Origin of the sequence: Agromyces ramosus (genome assembly GCF_030817175.1) — a bacterium.
Lineage (GTDB): Bacteria > Actinomycetota > Actinomycetes > Actinomycetales > Microbacteriaceae > Agromyces > Agromyces ramosus_A.
Genome location: NZ_JAUSYY010000001.1, coordinates 2,060,568 through 2,079,529 on the forward strand (window position 1 = coordinate 2,060,568; position 18,962 = coordinate 2,079,529).

Consider the following 18,962-nt stretch of genomic DNA (forward strand, 5'->3'; position numbering starts at 1 on the left):
CACCGAGGGCTGCGACGAGTGGCGACGGCCGGCGCCGTCCTGACGGTCGGCGCACTCATGCTGACCGCATGCGGACGTGGCGACGGAGGCGGAGGCGGCGAAGGCCCCGACAGCATGGGCTCGATCAACGATGAGCCCGCGAGCGGCACCGTCGAGATCTGGGCCATGGGCAACGAGGGCGAAGTGCTCGGCGAGCTTGCCGCGCAGTTCGAAGAGGAGAATCCCGACGTCACGATCGACGTCACCGCCGTGCCGTGGGAGAGCGCGCACGACCGCATCGCCACGGCGATCGCGGGAGGGGAGACGCCCGACATCTCGATGCTCGGCACGACCTGGGTCGGCGAGTTCGCCGCGACCGGCGCGTTCGAGCCCACCCCCGACGGCCTCGTCGACGAGGGCAGCTTCTTCGAGGGCTCGTGGAACACCACGGTCGTCGACGATGTGGCCTACGGCATCCCGTGGTACGTCGACACGCGCGTGCTCTACTACCGCACCGACCTCGCCGAGGCGGCCGGCGTCGAGGCGCCCGAGACGTGGGACGAGTACAAGGAGTTCGCCAAGGCGCTGCAGTCGCAAGGCGCGGTCTCCGGCGTCTCGCTCCCGCCTGGCGGCTTCGACTCCTGGCAGTACGTCGCGCCGCTCGCCTGGCAGCAGGGCGGCGACATCCTCGACGCCGACGGCGAGACGTTCACGCTCGACAGTCCCGAGTGGCAGGAGGCGTTCGAGTTCTACGCGAGCTTCTTCGAGGAGGGCATCTCCGAGCCCGTGCGACTCGAGGGCGGCGAGATCGAGCAGAAGTTCATCTCCGGTGAGGTCGGCTCGTTCTACAGCGGTCCGTATCACGTGAGCCTCCTGCTCGAGCAGGGTGGCGAGGAGTTCGCCGACAAGTTCGCGGTCGCCATGGTGCCCGGCGCCGACAGCCGCACGAGCTTCACCGGCGGCGGCAACCTCGCCGTCTTCAACGACAGCGACAACCGCGACGCGTCGTGGAAGTTCGTGCGCTGGCTCGCCCAGCCCGAGACCCAGGTGCAGTGGTACGACATCTCGACCGATCTGCCGAGCGTCGAGGCCGCCTGGGACGACCAGGTCTTCTCGGATGACCCGTACCTCAGCGTCTTCGGCGAGCAGCTGACCGACTCCAAGGCGCCGCCGGCGATTCCGACGTGGGCGCAGGTCTCGGCCGTGATCGACCAGGAGCTCGAGAAGGTCACGCGGGGCGAGACGAGCGTCGAAGATGCGCTCGCCGCCGTGCAGCAGCAGGCCGAGTCGATCGGCACCGGCCAGTAGCGCGATGGTCGCCCTCACTCCGTCGGCTCCGACGCCCGCCCGGGCATCCGCCCGTGCGTCGCGTCGGAGCCGGCGCGCCACTCTGGTCGCGTGGGGCTTCGCCGCGCCCTTCGTGATCCTGTTCCTCGTCTTCATGGCGGGCCCGATCGTCGCATCGCTCGTCATGAGCTTCACCGACCTGACCACGCGCGACCTGCAGACCCCGTTCAACGTGAACTTCGTCGCGTTCGAGAACTACGCGAGGCTCTTCGACGACCCGCGGTTCCTGCGCTCGCTCGTGAACACGTCGATCTTCGTGATCGTCGGCGTGCCGCTCACGATGGCGCTCGCGCTCGCCGTGGCGCTCGCGCTGAACACCGGCATCGAGAAGTTCCGCACGGTGTTCCGCGTCGGCTACTACGCACCCGTCGTGACGAGCATCGTGGCGATCGCGATCGTGTGGCGGTTCATCCTGCAGCCCGACGGCCTGCTGAACGCCTTCCTCGCCTGGTTCGGCATCCAGGGGCCCGACTGGCTGCAGTCCACGACGTGGGCACTGCCGTCGCTGATCCTGATGGCGGTGTGGCGCAACATCGGCACCCTCATGGTGATCTTCCTCGCGGGCCTCCAGGGCGTGCCGAAGGAGCATCACGAGGCGGCCATGGTCGACGGAGCCAACGCCTTCCAGCGCTTCGGCAACATCACGATCCCGGCCATGCGTCCGACGCTGCTCTTCGCCGCGGTGATCACCGGCATCGGCTTCCTGCAGTTCTTCGAGGAGCCGTTCGTGATGACCCGCGGTGGGCCGCTCGACGCCACGCTGTCGACCGCGATGTACACGTACAACCAGTTCGGGTTCGGCAACTACTCGTTCGCGTCGGCGGCGAGCTACGTGCTGTTCCTCGCGATCGTCGCGCTGTCGCTGATCCAGTTCCGCGTGCTCGGAAAGAAGGACTGACCGATGTCGACGATCACGGATGGCACCCAGATGACGGATGCCGCGGGCGGAGGGGCATCCGCTGCCTCGACGGTGACCGGCACGTCGCGTCGGCGTCGTCGCCCCCGGCCGCGCTGGTGGCTCTACGTCGTGCTCACGCTCGGGCTCATCGCGATGGTGATGCCGTTCGTCTGGATGATCCTCAGCTCGTTCAAGACGAACGCCGAGATCCGCCAGTACCCGACCAACTTCTGGCCCATCGAGCCGACGGTCGACAACTACACGCAGCTGTTCGGGCGGCTCGACTTCGCGACGTTCTTCACGAACAGCGTCGTCGTGGCGTTCTTCGTCACCCTGGGCAACATCGTGTTCTCGTCGATGGTGGGCTACGCCCTCGCGAAGCTCGAGTTCCGGGGCAAGCGCGTGCTCTTCCTGCTCGTGCTCGGAACGCTCATGGTGCCGGGCGTCGTCACGTTCGTGCCGCTCTTCGTGCTCACCGCGAACCTCGGGCTCGTGAACTCGTACCCGGGACTCATCCTGCCGTTCCTGATCACTCCGCTCGGCGTGTTCCTGATGCGGCAGTTCATGCTGAGCCTGCCCGACGACATCATCGAGGCGGCGCGCATCGACGGTGCGGGTGAGTGGCGCATCTTCCTCCAGGTGATCATGCCGCTCTGCGGGCCGGCGGTCGCGACGCTCACGATCCTCACGTTCCTCGCGAGCTGGAACAACTTCCTCTGGCCGCTCGTCGTGGCCACGACGGAAGACAAGTACACGCTGCCGGTGGCGCTCGCGCTCTACTCGGTCGGCCAGAACGCCGCCCAGTACGGCCTCATGATGGCGGGCGCCGTCGTCGTGGTCGTGCCGGTGCTGCTGCTGTTCGTGGTGCTGCAGCGGTACTTCGTGCAGGGCATCGCCCTCACCGGAATCAAGTAAGGCCGAACCGATCATGAAAGAGGGCTGGATGACCGACATCCGCTTCCCCGACGATTTCCTCTGGGGCGCGTCGACCGCCGCCCACCAGGTGGAGGGCAACAACGTGAACTCCGACTGGTGGCAGCGGGAGCACGGGCACCTGCCCGGCGCTCCCGTCGAGACGCCGTCGGGCGACGCCGCCGACAGCTTCCACCGGTATCCCGACGACATGGCGCTCCTCGCCGGGGCAGGCCTGAACGCCTACCGGTTCAGCGTCGAGTGGGCGCGCATCGAGCCCGAGCAGGGCTTCGTCTCACGGGCGATGATCGACCACTACCGGCGCATGGTCGACACCGCTCGTGAGCTCGGACTCGAGCCGATGATCACGCTGCACCACTTCACGAACCCGGCGTGGTTCGCGCGCGACGGCGGCTGGCAGACGGATGCCTCGGTCGACGCGTTCGCCCGCTACGTCGAGGCCGCACTCCCGATCCTCGACGGGGTCGACCTCGTGTGCACGATCAACGAGCCGAACATGGTGTCGGTGCTCGCCGATCCCGAGGTGGGTTTCCCGTCGATCGGGCTGCCGCCGGGGGTGCCGCACGTGACCGAGCGGCTCATCGACGCGCACAAGCGGGCCGTCGAACTCGTGCGCGGCGTGGGCAGCCGCGCGGGGTGGTCGATCGCAACGCAGGCGTACCAGCCCGAGCCCGGCGCCGAGCAGGTCGCGGCCGAGTACGGGCGCTCGCGCGAAGACGTGTTCCTCGACGCGGCATCCGGCGACGACTGGGTGGGCGTGCAGGCGTACACGCGCACGAAGATCGGGCCCGAGGGGCCGTTGCCGATCCCGTATGCCGCGGAGCGCACGCTCACCGGCTGGGAGTACTACCCGCCGGCCATCGGCGACGGCATCCGCAACTCATGGGCGCGCAACGGCGTGCCGGTCTACGTCACCGAGAACGGCATCGCGACGGCCGACGACTCGCGTCGCATCGACTACACGCGCGGCGCGCTCGCTGCGGTCGCGTCGGCGATGGCCGACGGCATCGACGTGCGCGGCTACCTGCACTGGAGCGCGCTCGACAACTACGAGTGGGGCAGCTTCAGGCCGACGTTCGGCCTCATCGGGTGGGATCCGCAGACGTTCGAGCGGCTGCCGAAGCCGAGCCTGGGCTGGCTCGGCGAGGTCGCGCGCACGGGGGCCGTCTCGGCGCCCTGACCCGACCTGCCGGCACACCGCGGCGGTGATGCCACTCGCCGCCATGGTCGCCCTCGCGGGGCGGGAGTAGGGTGTGCCCCATGGGCAAGGTCACCGATCCTGCCCCGGGGGAGTACGGGCCGCCTGAGCCCGCGATCGGCGTCGAGCCGGTCGAGCGCGACACCCGGGGCGACCACGGCTTCTTCGGGCAGCCGCGAGCACTCGTCCACATCTTCGGCGTCGAGATGTGGGAGCGCTTCAGCTTCTACGGCATGCAGGGCATCCTGCTCATCTACCTCTACTACTCCGTGGCCGAGGGCGGCCTCGACATGGACCAGACCGCCGCGGCCGGCATCGTGGGCGCGTACGGCGGCGGGGTGTACCTCTCGACGATCCTCGGCGCGTGGATCGCCGACCGGCTGCTCGGCTCCGAACGGGTGCTGTTCATCAGCGCGAGCATCATCATGGCCGGGCACATCGCGCTCGCGCTGCTCCCCGGATTCATCGGTGTCGGCGTCGGCCTCGTGCTCGTCGCGTTCGGCTCGGGCGGGCTGAAGGCGAACGCCACGAGCGTCGTCGGCACGCTCTACTCCGAGCGCGATCCGAGACGGGATGCCGGGTTCTCGATCTTCTACCTCGGCATCAACCTCGGCGCATTCCTCGGTCCGCTGCTCACGGGCCTCCTCGCGTCGACCCTCGGCTTCCACTGGGGCTTCGGGCTCGCCGCGGTCGGCATGGCGTTCGGGCTGATCCAGTACTCGTTCGGCCGCAAGAACCTGCCGCGCGAGGCATCCGTCGTCCCGAATCCGTTGCCGCGTGAGCGCATCGGCCTCGTGATCGGCATCGCCGTGGCCGCGGTGATCCTCATCGCGGCCCTCGTGGTCTTCGGCGCGATCACCTCGACGAACCTCGTAACCTGGGTCATCGGCGGCACCGTCGTGGCGGCGGTCGCCTACTTCGTGGTGATCCTCTCGAGCCACCGCATCACGGCGGTCGAGCGCAGCCGCGTCTACGGATTCATCCCGCTGTTCATCGCGAGCGTCGCCTTCTGGTCGCTCTACCAGCAGCAGTTCACCGTGCTGACGATCTATTCCGACGAGCAACTGAACCGCGACCTGTTCGGCTGGGAGATGCCGGTCTCGTGGGTGCAGTCGATCAACCCGGTCTTCATCATCGTGCTGTCGGGGGTCTTCGCGGCCATCTGGACGAAGCTCGGCGAGCGGCAGCCGTCGACGCCGATCAAGTTCGCACTCGGCACCGCCATCATGGGCGTCGCGTTCCTGCTGTTCATCCCGTTCGCCGGCGGCGGTGCGAACTCGACGCCGCTGCTCGCGATCGTCGGCATCCTGTTCGTCTTCACGGTCGCCGAGCTGCTGCTCTCCCCGGTCGGCCTGTCGGTCACGACGAAGCTCGCGCCGAAGGTCTTCCACACGCAGATGGTGGCGCTGTTCTTCCTCTCGGTCGCGCTCGGCACGGCGATCTCCGGCCAGCTCGCGGAGTTCTACTCGTCCGACAACGAGGTGGCGTACTTCGGGGTGCTCGGCGTGATCGCGATCGTGCTCGGCGGCGCGCTCGCGCTCGCCACCCGCCCCGTGCTGCGGCTCATGGCGGGGGTGCGCTGAGCGGGGCATCCGCCCGCCCCTGAATCGCGGCGTCGCGCGGACGGATACGATTACCCGAGCGCACTCGCGAGGGAGGAGTCGGATGTCGCGACCCCTCGTGGTGATTCCCACGTACAACGAGCGTGAGAATCTCGCCGCCATCGTGGCGCGCGTTCGTGCGGTGGTGCCGGTCGCGCGCGTGCTCGTGGTCGACGACGGCTCGCCCGACGGCACGGGGGCGCTCGCCGACGAGCTCGCGGCCGCCGACGCGGCGGTGCTCACCCTGCACCGCGCCGCCAAGGAGGGGCTCGGCGCCGCCTACCTCGCGGCGTTCGAGTGGGCGCTCGAGCGGGGGTTCGACCCGATCGTGCAGCTCGACGCCGACGGTTCGCATCTGCCCGAGCAGCTCCCGTCGCTGCTCGAGGCGCTCGAGGGCACGGATGCCGCAGGCGAGCCCGTCGACCTCGTGATCGGGTCGCGCTGGGTCGCCGGCGGCGCCATCGAGAACTGGCCGAGGCATCGTGAATGGCTCTCCCGGGCCGGCAGCGCCTACGCGCGGTGGCTGCTGCGGCTGCCCACCCGCGACGCGACCGCGGGCTACCGGGCGTTCCGCGCCGAGGCGCTGCGCCGCATCCGCCTCGAAGACGTGCACACCCGCGGCTACGGATTCCAGGTCGACATGCTCTGGCATGCCCGCGAAGCCGGGCTCACGATCGTCGAGGTGCCGGTCACGTTCGTCGAACGCGTGCGCGGACGATCGAAGATGAGCGCCGGCATCGTGATCGAGGCGATGCTGCGCGTGACCGGGTGGGGCATCCGCAGCTGGTTCGGCCATGGCGTGCCCAGGCCGGCCGATGATCACGGCTCGGCGTCGAAGCGCTCGCACGCCTGATCGCGGCCGATGCCGGTTCCGGAGGAACGGTCGGGTCGTGGCGACGATCGGTCGGGTGCCCAGCGGGCGCTGACGAGAGGCTTGGGGCAGACCCCAAGGAGCACCATGTCAACGAACACGCTCTCGACCGCGGCAGTGACCGCCCCAGAGACACCCGCACCCATTCGACCGACCGCGTGGCTCGCGGTCGTCTCGCTCGGCCTCGGCATCTTCACGCTCGTGGCGAGCGAGTTCCTGCCGGCGAGCCTCCTCTCGCCGATCGCCGCCGATGTCGGCATCACCGAGGGCACCGCCGGGCAGCTCGTCACGGCGACGAGTCTCATCGGCATCATCGGCGGCCCGCTCGTCGTCTCGGCGCTGCCGCGCGTGAACCGCCGCTGGGTGATGGCGGGCCTCACGACGCTCGCGATCGCGTCGAACGTGCTCGTCGCGCTCGCGCCGGTCTTCGGGCTCATGCTCGCCTCGCGCCTGCTGCTCGGCATCGCGATCTCGGGATTCTGGGCGATGTCATTGGCCGTCACGGCGCAGATCGTGCCCGCCGACCACCTCGGGCGCGCGATGACGATCGTGAACGCCGGCGTCTCGCTCGCGACGATCGCGGCCGTGCCTGCGGGGGCCTACTTCGGCGAGCTGCTCGGCTGGCGCGCCGTGTTCCTCCTCGCCGCGGGAGCCGGCGTGGTGACCCTCGCCGCGCAACTGGCGACGCTGCCGTCGATCCCGCCGACGGGTGCCCCGGGCTTCCGCACGCTCGTGCAGACCGCGCGCACGCCGGTCGTGGCCCTCGGCATCCTCGCGATCGTGCTGATCGCCGGAGGTCACTTCATGGGCTTCACCTACCTGCGACCGGCCTTCGAGACGATCGAGGGGCTCACCCCGGCACTCCTCGCGATCCTGCTCGTCGTCTACGGCGTCGCGAGCTTCGTCGGCAACCTCGTGGCCGGACCGCTCGCGGACCGGCGACTGCAGGTGCTCGTGATCGGGGCGCCCGTCGCCATCGGGGTGTCCACGGTGCTCTTCGCGCTCGTCGGCACGAACCTGACCCTCGCGTTCGTGACGGTGTTCGTCTGGGGTGTCGGGTTCGGCGCCGTGCCGACGATGGTGCAGACGTGGATCGCCCGGGTCGCCCCCGAGCGGCTCGAGAGCGCGGGTGGACTCGTCGTCGCCGCCTTCCAGATCGCCATCACGATCGGGGCCGCGGTCGGCGGGCTCCTCGTCGACTCGGTCGGCGTGCAGACCGCGCTCATCGGCGGCGGGATCGCGGTGGTGCTCGGCGCGGGCGTACTGAGCTCCGCCCGCGTGCGGTCGCCGCGCTGAGCGCTCCCGAGCGCGCCGGGCGCGGCTACGCCACGCTCGTGACGGAGGTCCGGCGCCACAGGCTCGGCGAGACACCGGTGTGGCGTCGGAACGCCCGGCTGAAGCCGGCGTCGCTCTCGTAGCCGAGCTGGAAGGCGATGTCGGTGACGGATGCCCCGGCGCGAAGCATCCGCTCGGCTCGCTCCATGCGCACCCTCGTGAGGTACCGGGCGGGCGTGTCGCCGACGGCGTCGCGGAACTGCTCCGCGAACTGCGAGCGCGACGCGCGCGCCAGGCGGGCGAGCGACTCGACGGTCCACGGCGACCCCGGATCCTCGTGGATCGCGTCGAGTGCGCGGCCGAGGTGCGGGTCGCGAGCGGCGGCGAGCCACTCGCGCGCGTCGCCGCAGCCCTGCTCGAGCCAGATGCGAACGGCGGCGGATGCCACGACGTCGGCCAGTCGCTCGATCACCGATCCGCTTCCGGCGCGACCGCCGGAGGCTTCGCGGTGCATCGTGTCGAGCAGGGAGGCGAAGATCGGCTCGTGCACGCGGAAGCCGCACGTGAAGAGCACCGCCGGCATCGAGCGGGGTGAGATCGCGTCGGCGCCGTTGAGGGCGAGCGAGCCGCTGAGGAGCACCGAATCGCGTGACGCGTGCAGCTCGACCCTGCCGGGATGCGGCATCATGACGAAGTCGCCCGCCTGCATGACGAGCGGGTCATCGCCGCTGCGACGGAGCTCGACGGCGCCCGTCGCGACATAGTCGAACCGGATGCCGCCACCGTCGTCGAGCCGTGTCGAACCGGCCGGCAGCTCGCGGTGGCCGAACTCGAGCACGCTCCAGTGCAGGCGTTCGAGCACGGCGTCGATGCTTCGCTCGGCGTCGTCGACCGCCGCGGGGCGTGGGCGTGCGTCGATCGCGCTCATGTCAGGTGCAAGCGTGTGGGGCGGCGGATCATTCCTCGGACCGGCGCATGCGCGATGGGGACGTGGCTCAGCCGGCGAGCAGGAACGGCTCCGACACCAGGCGTTCGCGCGCCTGCCGGCGGGCGCCGGCGAGCGCCGAGTCGGTGCCGGCCCGCGCCGCCGCGACCGCCGGGATCGTCGCGAGCGCGCCACTGCCGAGCGTCGGGCGGTTCGACCGGAACGCGCTCTCGATGTCGCCGATGAGCGAAGCCCAGTAGCCGCCGACGACGATGACGGCGGGGTCGAGCGCGGGCACCACGATCTGGAGGGTCCGGCCGATCCAGAGGGCCGCGTCGAGCCACGACCAGCGCGCCCGGTCGTCGGCGGCTTCGATGCGGGCGACGAGCTCCGCGAGCGCCGTCTGCTGCCCGTGTGCGGCGGCGAAGTCGCCGAGGCCCGCCCGTTCGAGCACGAGCGCCGGGGCAGCGACCGTGGCGAGGCATCCGCGCTGGCCGCACTCGCACCGCACCCCGTCGGGCACGACGGGCAGGTGCGCGAACATCGCGGCGAGGCCGTGCGCCCCGAGCATCGGACGCCCGCTCGAGATGACGGCGCCCATGACGCTCGTGTCGCCCGAAAGGTAGAGCAGGTCGCCGACGCCCGAGAGTGCTGCGTGCTCGGCCATCGCTGCCGCGACGGCGAGCGGCGTGAGCGAGATCGGGAGCGGCAGGGCGGCCTCGACCTCGTCGAGGGCGGGGGTGCGCGCCCGGAGCTCGCCGATGACATCGATGGGTTCGACCCCGAGTCGACCGTCGGCGACGGCGACCGGCGGACGACCGGCGACCGAACCTTCGACGAGCACGCTGACATCGGCGATCGGATGACCCGATCGGTCGGCGCGTGCGAGCGCACGCCCGAGCACGACCGCGAGCAGCTCGATCGGCGTGGGCAGGTGCGACTCGCCGCCCTCGTGCAGCTCGGCGACGGCCGAGAGCGGTGCCGTGAACCGCGCGAACTCCTCGCCGCCGAGGGTCGAGATCGTCGCGATCGCGTCGTCGGCGCCGAGCAGCGCGGTGACGAGCACGTGGTCGGCCGCCGCGAGCGTGAGCGGTGCGGTTCGGCCGTCGCCCGAGGCATCCGCCGTCGTGGCTCGCAGCACCCCCGCATCGAGCAGTCGTGCGGTGAGGCCCGCGATGGCGCCGCGGCCGAGGCCTGTGGCCGTCGCGAGTTCACTTCGGGTGGCGGGGCCGTGCGTCACGAGGTGCTCGAGCACGCGTGCGGACTGCTCGCGATGCACCTCGCCAAGTGGGCCGGTCGTGGTGGGAACGGATGTCTCGCCGACCTCGGTCATGTCTGAAGCATGGTGCCCGCGGGTCGTTCGGTCAGTCCCCCGTTCGGGGGGTATTTTCACGGGTTGCCCCGCGTCGACCGGTCGGGCGGCGCCTTCCCGGTCAGCCGGCGAGCAGCGGGCGAACGCTCGCGTAGCCGCCGCCGGCCACGGTCGGTGGCACGTCGTAGACGCGGATGTCGCTCGAGGCATCCGTGAATCGCGGCCAGCGCGGGTCGCCCTCGCGCAGGAACGCGACGGCGGCGCGGTGCACCTCGTCGGCGAGCTGCTGCGGCGGGTCGTCGCCCGCGAGCGCGTCGACGCGCTCGGAGTCGAGGCAGTCGAAGAAGAACGGCACGTCGAGGCAATGCACCGACCGGCCGTACTTCGATGAACGCCACGAGAAGCGGTAGAGCCACGTGGGCGCGTCGCGGCGGGCGAGTGCGACGCGCAGGGCGAGGGTGCGGAACAGCCGGTCGGTGAGGTAGCGCCCCATGACGGCTGCGGTGCCGCGCTTCGCGACGTCGCGATTGGCGGCAAGGTACGCTGATCGCTCCGTGGCACGGAGCCCAGCCTTTCCGAGGAGGAACGAGGCCGGCACGAAGCGGAGCTTGCCCCTGGCGCGGTCGAAGACCATCGAGAACTCGTCGTCGGCGGTGCCGAGCACGAGCGGCTTGTCAGCACCGATGCCCGCGGCGATGGCGTCGACCGTCGCCATCGTCACCAGCTCGCCGTCGACCACCGGACCGAGTGCGAGGCCATCGCCGATGACGCCGCGCAGCTCGACGATCGGACTGCCGCCGGCCGCCGGCTCGAGCAGCTGCTTCTGCAGTTCGAGCACCCGCTGTTCGCTCAGGCTCGAGAACCCGGCGCGGGTCGGCTCCACCCCCGCCGCCGCGGCGAGCCGCCGCCCGAACGCCTCGGCCCGTTCGCGAGAGACATCCGCCGCCGCCCCCGACATGCTGTATGCCGCCGCGAAGAGCGGCTGCGCGCGTGGCATGCCGAGGAGCGCCAGCACCGCCCCGCCGCCCGCCGACTGACCGGTGATCGTGACCCGCGACGGGTCGCCGCCGAACGCCGCGACGTTGTCGCGCACCCACTCGAGGGCGAGGAGCCAGTCGAGCACGCCGCGGTTCGGCGGGGCATCCGCGATCCAGCCGAAGCCGTCGAAGCCGAGCCGGTAGGAGATCGTCACGGTGACGATGCCGTCGCGATTGAATGCGCGGCCGTCGTACCACGGGCTCGCGGGCGAGCCGGCGAGGTAGCCGCCACCGTGGATGTAGACGAGCACCGGCAGCGCGGCATCCGTCGCCGGCGAAGGCGTGAACACGTTCACGTTGAGCGTCGACGCACCCGGCACCGACGGCTCGGGGATCAGGGTCACGCCCGCTTCGCCGCGGTGTGCCGTCGCACCGTACTCGAGCGCGTCGCGTACGCCCGCCCATGGCCGATGCCGCACGGGCGCCGCGAAGCGCAGGTCGCCGACCGGCGGCTCGGCGAACGGGATGCCGAGGAATGCAGCGGATGCCCCGGGCTCGCCCGGCTCGCCGCGCCATGCTCCGCGCACACGACCGGCGCTCGTCTCGACCTCGACGCGGGCGTCGGTGGTGTTGGATGACATGCGTGCAATCTACGGCAGCCGTGACGAGCGCGGCAGGCGAGAGGAACTTCCCATGGACGTGATGCTCCGCGAGATCGACGACGAGAACCGCGACGCCGTGCTGGCCCTCAGCGTGGCGCCCGGCCAGCGCCGGTTCGTCGGCACCGTGCAGGGCGCGCTCGACGATGCGGCCGCCTACCCGCACGCCAACCCCTGGTATCGGGCGGTGTACGCGGGTGGCGAGCCCGTCGGCTTCGTGATGCTCAGCTGGGACGTCGAGCCCCAGCCGCCCGACCTCATCGGCCCGTGGTTCCTGTGGAAGCTCATCATCGACGAGTCCCGCCAGCGGCTCGGGTACGGCGCGCAAGCGGTGCGCCTCGTCGCCGAACTCGTGCAACGTGAGGGCGCCGCCGAGCTCCTCACGAGCTACGTCGACGCCGACGACGGTCCGGCCGGGTTCTACGCCCGACTCGGCTTCGAGCCGACGGGTGAGGTCGACGGCGACGGCGAGATCATCGTGCGCCTGCCCCTGACGCCGGGCTCCCGGCAACCCCGTTGACGCGCGGCGGCGGCGCACGTAGACCGAGGAGTGCGCGGCCGCCATCCACGCCGCGCACCGACCGGGAGGAGACCGACATGACGGTGAAGCTCAACCAGACCGGCCTTCGGCACGCTCGTTCGCTCGTGCGCGACGGCAAGGTCGTGCGCGACGAACGCGACGACTGGAGCGAGCACGCCCCCAGCACCGACGATGAGAACGAGTTCATCGCCGAGCACAGCTGGGCGGAGTACGGCAAGTGGCACCTCGGCGTCGACGACGACGAGGACCGCGAGACGAAGGCGCACTACAAGTTCCCGTACGGCGACTTCACCAAGGTGCACCGTTGCGGGGTGATCTCGCTCGAGAGCCGCGCCGGCCAGTTCGACCACGACGAGATCCGCGACGAGTCCAAGAAGCTGCTGGAGCTCATCGACAAGGACTGAGCAGCCATCGGCGTGGCACACTCGAAGCCCAGCACCCCGGAGGTCGAGATGTCCGTTGCCACGCCGTCAGGATCCACCCCGCCCCCTCCGCCCACCGCGGCGGTCGCCGACGCCGCCCTGCGGCTCGGAGTCGAGGCGCGCCTCGCACCCGTGCAGCTGCGACCGCTGCTGCCGACGGCGCCGATCGCCGGGCGCGCACGCCCGGTGACGCACCTCGGCAGCGTCGACGTGCTGCTCGAGACGATCGACGACGCGTCGCCCGGCGACGTCATCGTGATCGACAACGGCGGCCGACTCGACGAGGCCTGCATCGGCGATCTCATGGTGCTCGAGGCAGAGCGGGCCGGCCTCGCCGGCATGGTCGTCTGGGGACTCCACCGTGACACGGCGCAGCTGCGTGAGATCGGGCTCCCCGTCTTCAGCCTCGGAGCGTGCCCATACGGGCCGCGCCGGGTCCCGCCGGCCGGCCGGCGAATGCGCAGCGCGTTCCTCGACGGCATCGCCGTGAGCGAGGGCGACCACGTCTTCGCCGACGACGACGGCGTGCTCGTCGTGGCATCCGATCGGATCGAGGAGGTCATCGAGCTCGCACTGACGATCCAGCACACCGAGACGGCGCAGGCCGAGCGGATGCGCGGTGGCGAGAGCCTGCGAGCACAGCTCGACTTCTCGGGGTATCGCGAGCGCCAGACATCCGACCCCGACCTCACCCTGCGTCGCCACCTGCAGGAACGGGGCGGCGCCATCGAGGTCTGACGCGCTCGGCAACCCCGCGAACGTCAGCCGCTTGCGGCGGGCGCCGGCAGCAGGCCGGCCACGAGTGCGTCGATGACCTCGTCGGTCGACGTGTCGGGATCGATCGGGGTGGTGAGCCGGTCGAGCACGAGTCCGTCGATCGCGTAGTGGAACGCGGCGATCTCGCGGGCGCCGCCGGGGAGGCCGGCGGCCGTGTTGAACCCGACATCCGCTGCGAACGCCGTTCGCTGCCACTCGCGGAGCACGGCGGCGACCTCTGGGCGCCGCGTGCTCTCGAGCCGGAGCTCGAAGAGCGCGAGCGTGACGTCGCGCTCGCCCGTGAGTCGCCGGACGATGTCGCGCAGGTAGTCGGCGAACAGCGCGCGACTCGGTGGCTCGCCGGCGCGCTCGGCGAGGTCGTCGGGGGTGGGGCCCAGCCGCTCGCCGATGCGGTCGACGAGTCCGGCGATGAGGTCGGCGCGGCTCGCGAAGTAGTTCGAGCTCGTGCCCTGCGGAACGTCGGCCGCCCGATCGACGGCGCGGTGCGTCAGGCCGCGCGCGCCTTCGCGAGCGAGCACTTCGATCGCGGCGTCGGCGAGCAGCCTCCGGCGTTCGTCGTTTCGGGCCATGCGGCGAGTGTAGCGCGAACCACTACACCTGTGGTACCTTCTTGACCACTACATCAGTCGTGGATTGGATTCAATGCGAAACCTCGTGTACTACGTTGCCGTCAGCCTCGACGGCTACATCGCCGGCCCCGCAGGGGAGTACGACGCCCTTCTCGCCGAGGGCGACCACATGGACGCCGTCTTCGCCCGGTATCCCGATGCCCTGCCCACCGCGGCCGCGGCGGGCCTCGGCATCGAGCAACGGGCGACCACGTTCGACACGGTCGTGATGGGCTGGAACACCTACGCGGTCGGCCTGCCGTTCGGCATGACGAGTCCCTACTCGCACCTGCGGCAGCTGGTGTTCTCCCGAGCACGCGGCGCCGACAGCGTCGGCGAGGGCGTGACCGTCAGTGCCGCCGATCCGGTCGAGGTCGTGCGGCAGCTGAAGACCGAAGACGGCGCCGACATCTGGCTGTGCGGCGGCGGCAGCCTCGCTGCCGCGCTCGTGGGCGAGATCGACCGGCTCGTGCTCAAGGTCAGCCCGGTGGTCTTCGGCGCCGGCATCCCGCTCTTCGCCGGCGACGGCTACGAGCCGCGCGCGTTCGACCTCGTCGACAGCACCGCGTACGGCTCAGGGGTCATCATCACCGAGTACGCTCGCGGCGCGAGCTGACCCTCGCCCCCCGGTCGGCCGGCTGCAGGCGGGCTAGCCGACCGGGTGCCCGGGGTCAACCGCTGGGCTCGCAGCGCGGGCGGTGGCACACTGGCGAGCGAACCCGGATCGGAGGATGTCATGGCGAAGACGAAGACCCGTACGCCTCGCGCCGAGCGACGTGAGGCCCGCAAGGCCGTGGCGGAGGCGAAGCGCGCCGACAAGCAGGCACGGAAGCTGGCGAAGACGCTCTCGCTCGAGGCCCGCGAGAAGTTCCAGGCCAAGACCGCGGGCGCCCACGATGGGATTCGTGCCGCGCGCGACGAGGTACGCGTCCGTCCAGCACGCGCGAAGCGGATGGCCCGCAAGGCCGCAGCCCAGCTCGAGCGCGCCTCGATCGTGGCGACCTCGTCGGGCGATGCCCGCCGGCGTGCGCTGGCCGAGACCGACGCGAAGAAGCGCGCCAAGACGATCAAGCAGCGCAATGCCCAGGCGAAGCAGGCCAACAAGATGGTGAAGCACATCGCGCTGCACACGGTCGTGACCTCGGTGACCACGCCGACCGACAAGGAGCACGTCGAGCATCGCGTGAAGCAGGCGCGCCAGCGCGCCAGCAAGGTCGTCTGACACCAGTTCGCGGTTCTTGCCCGCTGCAGGGCGCAGGGGTACCGTGACCCGTAGCCGGCGGATGCCACGTGCATCGGGCCGGCGGGAGGCCCCATGAGCTCCGAAGCCCTCGATCGCGGTCGCGCGGCGTTCGCCGCGCACCAGTGGCTCGACGCGTTCGCAGCGCTGTCGGAGGCCGACCTCGACGGGCGGCTCGAGGCCGCGGATCTCGAGCAGCTCTCCACCGCGGCGCTGCTGCTCGGCCGCGACACTGAAGGAATCGACCTCGCGACGCGAGCGCATGAGGCGTTCCTCGAGGTCGACGACGCAGCGGGCGCAGCCCGATCCGCCGCCTGGATCGGCATCTACCTCACGAGCAAGGGCGACCTCGCGCGCGGCGGCGGCTGGCTCGCGCGCGCGACGCGGGTGGCGGAGGGCGGAGCCGGGGCTGAATCGGCGGAGGGCCTCGCGCGCATCCCCGCCGCCCTGGGGGCGCTCTACGGCGGCGACGTGGCGGGCGCGGCACGTGCGTTCGCCGAGGCGTTCGCGATCGGCGAACGGTTCCGCGATCGCGATGTCATGGCCTTGGCGCACCTCGGACTCGGGCAGGCCGAGATCATGCTCGGCCGGGCCGACGACGGCCTCGCGCTCCTCGACGAGGTGATGGTCGCGGTCACCGCGGGGGAGATCTCGCCCGTGGCATCCGGGATCGTGTACTGCGAGGTCATCGGCAGCTGCCACCTCGCGTTCGACGTGCGCCGAGCCCAGGAATGGACGGTCGCGCTCGACCACTGGTGCGGCGCACGACCCGGCATGGTCATGTTCAGCGGCATGTGCCAGGCGCACCGCGCCGAGCTGTACCGCCTGCACGGCGCGTGGACCGACGCCCTCGAGGCGGCGCGGGTGGCGGTGGGCCTCGCGAGCCACGGCGACTGGAACGCCGAGTTCTCGGGCTGGTACCTGCAGGGCGACGTGCACCGCCTTTGCGGCGAGGTCGGCGAGGCCGAAGCGGCGTACCAGCGTGCGGCCGAGACCGGGTGGCCGCCACAGCCTGGGCTGGCACTGCTCCGGCTCGCGCAGGGCAACGTTCGGCTCGCGCGATCGCTGATCGGTCCGGCCGCTGAGCAGGCCGACCTGGCGACTCGCCACCAGCTCCTGCCCGCCGTCGTCGAGATCGAGCTCGCCGCCGGCGACGTCGCGGCAGCGCGCCGTGCCGCCGACGAGCTCGCGGCGGCGACCCCGCCCGATGCGAAGCCGGTGCGGCGAGCGGTCGCGGCAGGATGCGATGGTGCGGTGCGGCTCGCCGAGGGCGACGCTCGAGGCGCGCTCGGCCCGCTGCGCACCGCGTGGACGAGCTGGCAGGAGGTCGACGCGCCGTACGAGGCGGCACGGTGCCGCGTGCTCACGGCGTGCGCGTGGCGTGCGCTCGGCGACGAGGCCTCCGCGTCGATGGAACTGGATGCCGCGCGGGCGGCGTTCCTCGAGCTCGGCGCCGCACCCGACGTGCTGCGCGTCGACGCGCTCGCGCGCGCCGGATCGCCCGCCCGGTTCGGCCCGCTCACCCCTCGTGAGGTCGAGGTCGTGCGACTCGTGGCCGAGGGCAGGACGAACCGGGCCATCGCGGGCCAGCTCTACCTCAGCGAGAAGACGGTCGACCGGCACCTCAGCAACGTCTTCGCGAAGCTCGGCGTCTCATCGCGCGCGGCGGCGACGGCCTACGCCTACGAGCACGCCCTGATCTGAGGCAGGGGCAGCCGACGCCGGATGGAGCGGTGAACGGCTCCATGCGGCATCCGCGAATGGGTGATTCTCCGGATGCCGCGGCGAACGCCGGTTCGTACCGTCGGGTGCATGGAACTCGCCGTGCTCGCCGGCATCCTCTCGACCGGCCTCTTCGCCATGAGCTACCTGCCCATGCTGGTGAAGGCCGCGCGCACGAAGGACCTGTCGTCGTACAGCTTCGGAAACCTCGCGATCACGAACGTCGGCAACGCCGTGCACTCCGTCTACGTCTTCAGCCTGCCGCTCGGGCCGATCTGGTTCCTGCACACCTTCTACCTCGTGGCGTCGGCGCTCATGCTGGCCTGGTTCCTGCGGTACCGCACAGCGGGTCGGCGCGCCGATCGGGCACCGAGCCCGTCGTCACCGACGGCTTCGGAACCCGGCTCGTACCCGATGAGCGCGGTCAGCTGATCGCCTTGCGGACGAGCTCGGTGACGGTCTGCTCGACTTCGGGCGACCAGGTGCGAAGCGCGAAGCCGACCGACCACATGTCCCCGTCGTCGAGGTTCGCCTTGTCCTCGAAGCCGAGGGTCGCGTAGCGCGTGTTGAACTTCTTGGCCGGCTGGATGAAGACGACCATCTTGCCGTCGCCGTTCGCGTAGCCGGGCATGCCGTAGTACGTCTTGGGAACGAGGTCGGGCGCGACCTCGGTGACGACCTTGCGGAGTCCCTCGGCGAGCACCTTGTCTTCGGGCTCCAGCCCATCGATGACGTCTTGGAGCGCCTTCTCACCCGCCGCGCGGTTCTTGCCCGCCTTCTCCTGCTCGCGGAGTTCCTTGGCGCGTTGCTTGACCGCGTCGCGTTCCTCCGCGCTCAGCCCTCCGGTCGTGTCGGTCTTGGCCATCGTGGTGTCTCCTTCCGGGGTTCCCCATCTTGGACGCCGCACCCGTCGAGGCGTCGATGTCAGGCTATGCGGGTGCGCTCGTCGCGCGCTTCTCCGATCCTGCTCCGATGGTCGCCGTCACCGCCGGTCGCGAATGGGTCACCCGCTGTCGTCGTGCGGGACTCAGGGCCCGCACTGATCCGCTCGGTGCTGCGACCCAATATGCTGCGACGATGACGCCTCTTCGATTGAGCGCCCTTCCGGTCATGTTGGTTGCCGCCCTCGCCCTCGCCGGCTGCGTCCGCCCCCGCACCGACCCCGACACCGACACCGACAGCCTCTCCGCCCGCCACGCCGACGGAATCCCCCTCTGCAGAGCCCACAACCGAGCCGAGCGAGGCGCCGGCCGCAACCTGCGACACCGTGCTCACGCCCGACGGCTACGCGAAGCTCACTGCCGACGGGCTCGAGCCGCTGGAGCCCGTCGCCGTCGACCACCTGGCCACCTACTTCCCAATCGCCGCGCAGATGGTCGAAGCGGGCGGTCTCGCTTGCGGCTGGGGCAAGCCGCAGACCGACTTCGGCCTCAGCGTCACTCAGCTCTCCGCAGCCGATCCGGCCGTATGGGAGCCAGCGCTCGCAGACGCCGGTTTCGTCGAGTCGAACGATCCCGTTCCGGGTGCGTACACCGGGCCGGTCGACGCGGGCTCCGGCAGGAGCCCCGTCGTCATCGTCGCCGGCGACACCTTGACGTTCGTCAGCGCCGCGACATTCGCGGGCTGGATCGCCCCCACGTCGTAGGCCCTTGTCAGGTGGGCCGGCTCAGCCGCAGC

20 protein-coding genes are annotated in these 18,962 nt (G+C 71.0%); 15 read left to right on the top strand and 5 right to left on the bottom strand.

Going from position 1 to position 18,962, the window contains the following annotated elements:
* Nucleotides 1-114: 114 nt before the first annotated feature.
* From QFZ26_RS09550 to QFZ26_RS09580, 7 genes are all read left to right on the top strand, one after another.
* On the top strand, nt 115-1,287 hold the full coding sequence (locus QFZ26_RS09550) for a sugar ABC transporter substrate-binding protein (RefSeq protein ID WP_307041506.1): 1,173 nt from the start codon (nt 115-117) through the stop codon (nt 1,285-1,287).
* A 4-nt stretch (nt 1,288-1,291) separates the two neighbouring features.
* The gene (locus tag QFZ26_RS09555) at nt 1,292-2,224 is read left to right on the top strand and encodes a carbohydrate ABC transporter permease (RefSeq protein ID WP_307041508.1); all 933 of its coding nucleotides are present in this window, start codon (nt 1,292-1,294) and stop codon (nt 2,222-2,224) included.
* A gap of 3 nt (nt 2,225-2,227) precedes the next feature.
* Nucleotides 2,228-3,139 carry a carbohydrate ABC transporter permease gene (locus QFZ26_RS09560; RefSeq protein WP_307041510.1) on the top strand — a complete coding sequence of 304 codons (912 nt, stop codon included), beginning with the start codon at nt 2,228-2,230 and terminating at the stop codon, nt 3,137-3,139.
* A gap of 28 nt (nt 3,140-3,167) precedes the next feature.
* Nucleotides 3,168-4,337 carry a glycoside hydrolase family 1 protein gene (locus QFZ26_RS09565; protein ID WP_307041511.1) on the top strand — a complete coding sequence of 390 codons (1,170 nt, stop codon included), beginning with the start codon at nt 3,168-3,170 and terminating at the stop codon, nt 4,335-4,337.
* Nucleotides 4,338-4,417: 80 nt separating this feature from the next.
* Entirely contained in the window at nt 4,418-5,938 is a 1,521-nt protein-coding gene (locus QFZ26_RS09570; RefSeq protein ID WP_373460708.1) for a peptide MFS transporter, read from the top strand.
* 82 nt (nt 5,939-6,020) lie between these two features.
* A complete protein-coding gene (locus QFZ26_RS09575; protein ID WP_307041513.1) occupies nt 6,021-6,809 on the top strand; it encodes a polyprenol monophosphomannose synthase in 789 nt (262 codons plus the stop codon).
* 105 nt (nt 6,810-6,914) lie between these two features.
* Nucleotides 6,915-8,123, top strand: a complete 1,209-nt coding sequence (locus QFZ26_RS09580) for an MFS transporter (protein ID WP_307041515.1) — start codon at nt 6,915-6,917, stop codon at nt 8,121-8,123.
* A 25-nt stretch (nt 8,124-8,148) separates the two neighbouring features.
* Here the strand turns inward: QFZ26_RS09580 and QFZ26_RS09585 are convergent, their stop codons facing one another.
* From QFZ26_RS09585 to QFZ26_RS09595, 3 genes are all read right to left on the bottom strand, one after another.
* The gene (locus tag QFZ26_RS09585) at nt 8,149-9,030 is read right to left on the bottom strand and encodes an AraC family transcriptional regulator (protein ID WP_307041517.1); all 882 of its coding nucleotides are present in this window, start codon (nt 9,028-9,030) and stop codon (nt 8,149-8,151) included.
* A gap of 67 nt (nt 9,031-9,097) precedes the next feature.
* Nucleotides 9,098-10,360: an ROK family transcriptional regulator gene (locus QFZ26_RS09590; protein ID WP_307041519.1), complete on the bottom strand. Its 1,263-nt coding sequence runs from the start codon at nt 10,358-10,360 to the stop codon at nt 9,098-9,100.
* Between the two features lie 100 nt (nt 10,361-10,460).
* Nucleotides 10,461-11,957: a carboxylesterase/lipase family protein gene (locus tag QFZ26_RS09595; RefSeq protein ID WP_307041521.1), complete on the bottom strand. Its 1,497-nt coding sequence runs from the start codon at nt 11,955-11,957 to the stop codon at nt 10,461-10,463.
* A 52-nt stretch (nt 11,958-12,009) separates the two neighbouring features.
* Between QFZ26_RS09595 and QFZ26_RS09600 the strand changes: the two genes are divergently transcribed.
* The 3 genes from QFZ26_RS09600 to QFZ26_RS09610 all read left to right on the top strand — a co-directional run bounded on the left by QFZ26_RS09600 (nt 12,010) and on the right by QFZ26_RS09610 (nt 13,676).
* Nucleotides 12,010-12,495 (top strand): GNAT family N-acetyltransferase, encoded by a 486-nt coding sequence (locus QFZ26_RS09600; protein WP_307041523.1) that lies wholly within the window; start codon nt 12,010-12,012, stop codon nt 12,493-12,495.
* Nucleotides 12,496-12,572: 77 nt separating this feature from the next.
* Nucleotides 12,573-12,920: a hypothetical protein gene (locus tag QFZ26_RS09605; RefSeq protein WP_307041525.1), complete on the top strand. Its 348-nt coding sequence runs from the start codon at nt 12,573-12,575 to the stop codon at nt 12,918-12,920.
* A gap of 12 nt (nt 12,921-12,932) precedes the next feature.
* Nucleotides 12,933-13,676 carry an RraA family protein gene (locus QFZ26_RS09610; protein WP_307041528.1) on the top strand — a complete coding sequence of 248 codons (744 nt, stop codon included), beginning with the start codon at nt 12,933-12,935 and terminating at the stop codon, nt 13,674-13,676.
* A gap of 23 nt (nt 13,677-13,699) precedes the next feature.
* Here the strand turns inward: QFZ26_RS09610 and QFZ26_RS09615 are convergent, their stop codons facing one another.
* A complete protein-coding gene (locus QFZ26_RS09615; protein ID WP_307041529.1) occupies nt 13,700-14,284 on the bottom strand; it encodes a TetR/AcrR family transcriptional regulator in 585 nt (194 codons plus the stop codon).
* Between the two features lie 73 nt (nt 14,285-14,357).
* Here QFZ26_RS09615 and QFZ26_RS09620 point away from each other — a divergent pair, with 73 nt between their 5' ends.
* The 4 genes from QFZ26_RS09620 to QFZ26_RS09635 all read left to right on the top strand — a co-directional run bounded on the left by QFZ26_RS09620 (nt 14,358) and on the right by QFZ26_RS09635 (nt 17,717).
* On the top strand, nt 14,358-14,939 hold the full coding sequence (locus QFZ26_RS09620; RefSeq protein ID WP_307041531.1) for a dihydrofolate reductase family protein: 582 nt from the start codon (nt 14,358-14,360) through the stop codon (nt 14,937-14,939).
* A 120-nt stretch (nt 14,940-15,059) separates the two neighbouring features.
* Nucleotides 15,060-15,545, top strand: coding sequence for a hypothetical protein (locus tag QFZ26_RS09625; protein ID WP_307041533.1), 486 nt, complete (start codon nt 15,060-15,062; stop codon nt 15,543-15,545).
* Nucleotides 15,546-15,638: 93 nt separating this feature from the next.
* Nucleotides 15,639-17,267 carry a helix-turn-helix domain-containing protein gene (locus QFZ26_RS09630; protein WP_307041535.1) on the top strand — a complete coding sequence of 543 codons (1,629 nt, stop codon included), beginning with the start codon at nt 15,639-15,641 and terminating at the stop codon, nt 17,265-17,267.
* A gap of 108 nt (nt 17,268-17,375) precedes the next feature.
* Entirely contained in the window at nt 17,376-17,717 is a 342-nt protein-coding gene (locus QFZ26_RS09635) for a hypothetical protein (protein WP_307041536.1), read from the top strand.
* Here QFZ26_RS09635 and QFZ26_RS09640 read toward each other — a convergent pair.
* Nucleotides 17,710-18,150, bottom strand: a complete 441-nt coding sequence (locus tag QFZ26_RS09640) for an iron chaperone (protein WP_307041538.1) — start codon at nt 18,148-18,150, stop codon at nt 17,710-17,712. The genes QFZ26_RS09635 and QFZ26_RS09640 overlap by 8 nt on opposite strands.
* Before the next feature lie 402 nt (nt 18,151-18,552).
* On the opposite strand from QFZ26_RS09640, the gene QFZ26_RS09645 reads away from it, so the two are divergent.
* A complete protein-coding gene (locus tag QFZ26_RS09645; RefSeq protein ID WP_307041539.1) occupies nt 18,553-18,930 on the top strand; it encodes a hypothetical protein in 378 nt (125 codons plus the stop codon).
* Nucleotides 18,931-18,962: the final 32 nt, after the last annotated feature.

Excerpts from the sequence above, each read along its gene's own strand:
- QFZ26_RS09620 (WP_307041531.1), top strand. The coding sequence starts at position 14,358 with ATGCGAAACCTCGTGTACTACGTTGCCGTCAGCCTCGACGGCTACATC.
- QFZ26_RS09605 (WP_307041525.1), top strand. The coding sequence starts at position 12,573 with ATGACGGTGAAGCTCAACCAGACCGGCCTTCGGCACGCTCGTTCGCTC.
- QFZ26_RS09575 (WP_307041513.1), top strand. The coding sequence starts at position 6,021 with ATGTCGCGACCCCTCGTGGTGATTCCCACGTACAACGAGCGTGAGAAT.
- QFZ26_RS09560 (WP_307041510.1), top strand. The coding sequence starts at position 2,228 with ATGTCGACGATCACGGATGGCACCCAGATGACGGATGCCGCGGGCGGA.
- QFZ26_RS09630 (WP_307041535.1), top strand. The coding sequence starts at position 15,639 with ATGAGCTCCGAAGCCCTCGATCGCGGTCGCGCGGCGTTCGCCGCGCAC.
- QFZ26_RS09550 (WP_307041506.1), top strand. The coding sequence starts at position 115 with ATGGGCTCGATCAACGATGAGCCCGCGAGCGGCACCGTCGAGATCTGG.
- QFZ26_RS09600 (WP_307041523.1), top strand. The coding sequence starts at position 12,010 with ATGGACGTGATGCTCCGCGAGATCGACGACGAGAACCGCGACGCCGTG.
- QFZ26_RS09580 (WP_307041515.1), top strand. The coding sequence starts at position 6,915 with ATGTCAACGAACACGCTCTCGACCGCGGCAGTGACCGCCCCAGAGACA.
- QFZ26_RS09590 (WP_307041519.1), bottom strand. The coding sequence starts at position 10,360 with ATGACCGAGGTCGGCGAGACATCCGTTCCCACCACGACCGGCCCACTT.
- QFZ26_RS09615 (WP_307041529.1), bottom strand. The coding sequence starts at position 14,284 with ATGGCCCGAAACGACGAACGCCGGAGGCTGCTCGCCGACGCCGCGATC.
- QFZ26_RS09570 (WP_373460708.1), top strand. The coding sequence starts at position 4,418 with ATGGGCAAGGTCACCGATCCTGCCCCGGGGGAGTACGGGCCGCCTGAG.
- QFZ26_RS09635 (WP_307041536.1), top strand. The coding sequence starts at position 17,376 with ATGGAACTCGCCGTGCTCGCCGGCATCCTCTCGACCGGCCTCTTCGCC.
- QFZ26_RS09625 (WP_307041533.1), top strand. The coding sequence starts at position 15,060 with ATGGCGAAGACGAAGACCCGTACGCCTCGCGCCGAGCGACGTGAGGCC.
- QFZ26_RS09585 (WP_307041517.1), bottom strand. The coding sequence starts at position 9,030 with ATGAGCGCGATCGACGCACGCCCACGCCCCGCGGCGGTCGACGACGCC.
- QFZ26_RS09565 (WP_307041511.1), top strand. The coding sequence starts at position 3,168 with ATGACCGACATCCGCTTCCCCGACGATTTCCTCTGGGGCGCGTCGACC.
- QFZ26_RS09640 (WP_307041538.1), bottom strand. The coding sequence starts at position 18,150 with ATGGCCAAGACCGACACGACCGGAGGGCTGAGCGCGGAGGAACGCGAC.
- QFZ26_RS09595 (WP_307041521.1), bottom strand. The coding sequence starts at position 11,957 with ATGTCATCCAACACCACCGACGCCCGCGTCGAGGTCGAGACGAGCGCC.
- QFZ26_RS09555 (WP_307041508.1), top strand. The coding sequence starts at position 1,292 with ATGGTCGCCCTCACTCCGTCGGCTCCGACGCCCGCCCGGGCATCCGCC.